This is a genomic window from Pseudomonas sp. VEM90 (assembly GCF_054611535.1).
Window position 1 is genome coordinate 1 of record NZ_JBTRAR010000056.1, and the last position, 1,598, is coordinate 1,598.

The 1,598-nt window shown below is 57.6% G+C and carries 1 protein-coding gene; it reads right to left on the reverse strand.

The genetic code is table 11. The annotated features are described in order from the left end of the window. Positions 1-1,523 (reverse strand): IS3 family transposase gene (locus ACYCCG_RS25970; protein WP_459672313.1). Its coding sequence is split into 2 segments (ribosomal slippage), with 1,524 coding nucleotides annotated over them: positions 1-1,058 and positions 1,058-1,523; the frame shifts between segments, so codons are not numbered across the junction. This gene is flagged as partial in the annotation. Between the last annotated feature and the right edge of the window lie 75 nt (positions 1,524-1,598).

Below are 1,598 nucleotides of genomic sequence, written 5' to 3' on the forward strand. Positions count from 1 at the left end.
ATCAGGGTTCAGCAGCACGGTACCAATCGGCTCCCAGTTGCGAGTGCGTCCTGACCATCGCTCCGGATTCTTGCTTCGAGCGCGCTCATAGAGTTCGTGGCGCAGGGCAAGGATTTGCCTGTCCTGACCTCGATGACGCTCTGCTGGCGTGACGAAGCGGATTCGGCTGTGTCGGTGTTCGTGGTTGTACCAACGGATAAAATCACGCACCCAGCATCGTGCAGCATCCAAGGTCTCGAAACCCTTGGTCGGCCATTGCGGGCAGTACTTCAGTGTTCTGAAAAGCGCCTCCGAGTATGGATTGTCATTACTGACACGCGGCCTGCCGCGGGACGGTGTTATGCCCAGCTCGTACATCTTGCTCAGCAAAGTGGCTGATTTCATCGGCGTGCCGTTGTCCGAGTGCAACACCAACGGCTCTCTCAAGCACTGTTCGCTGATTACACTTCTCTGCAGCAACACTGCAGCTTTGGCGCCGTCTTCGTTCTCGTGTACCTCCCAGCCCACAGTCTTGCGGCTGTAGATGTCTTCGATCAGGTACAGGTAGTAGTATTTTCCACGCACCGAAGACGGCAAGTATGTGATGTCCCACGACCACACCCGGTTAGGTGCGCAGGCAGCATGCGTTGTCGGCTCGGCATGACGCCCAGGGCGTTGAGCACGCCCTCGGCGTTCTTGCTGTCCAGCAGCCCGAAGCACCCGGTAAAAGGTCGACTCCGAGCCTATATAGAGCTGCTTATCGGCCAGCCTCGGCACGATCTGGCTAGGTGGCAAGTGAGCATATTCAGCGCTGTTGCACAGGTTGAGAATCGCTTGTCGCTCGTGCTCGCTCAGCGCGTTCGGTGGGGTTGCGCGAACTGTAGTTGTACGTGCATCCGCCGCCACTTCTTCCGTTTGAGTCCAGCGCTGCAACGTTCTGAGCGTCAAGCCAACTTCCTGACATGCCGTCAATTTCCGAGCTCCGGAATTAATCGCCTCAGTCAGCCAAGCCACCAGCAGTTGCCGTTCCGGCAGAGCAGTCAATTGTCCTCGTCGTCTACTCCCCAGTAGTCGTTGAGCTTTTTTCGCAGCACCAATAACGCGGCTGTTTCAGCCAACGCCTTATCCTTGCGGCGCAGTTCGCGCTCAAGCTGTTTAATGCGTTTCTGATCCTGACGGGCCTGCTCCCGATCAACCTTAGGCTGCGCTTTTGGAGGGGCCATCCCACTCAGGAACGCTTGCCGCCAGGCAGCAAGCTGCTCGGGATACAAGCCTTTGCGACGGCAGTATTCACCCACCTCAATCTCGGACAAGCTGGCGCATTCGGCTACAGCTGCGAATTTCATTTCTGCCGACCAACTCTCGGTCGGGTGTTTGGGATCGGTCACCACCACACATCCTTCGGCACTGGCTCGTTTGCGCCAGGTATACAGCGACATTTCAGTAACGCCCTCGCGCCTAGCGACTTCGGCCATCGTCAGGTTGAGTGGAGGACCCAGCATCTTGAGCAGTTCGGCTTTGCGCTCAGAGGAATAGTACGGCACAACGGCTCTCTTTCCGCCCCCGGGGTCTGGTTTCAGGTAAATCTGGCGAGGCGACAACTATCCTGACACCGGGGG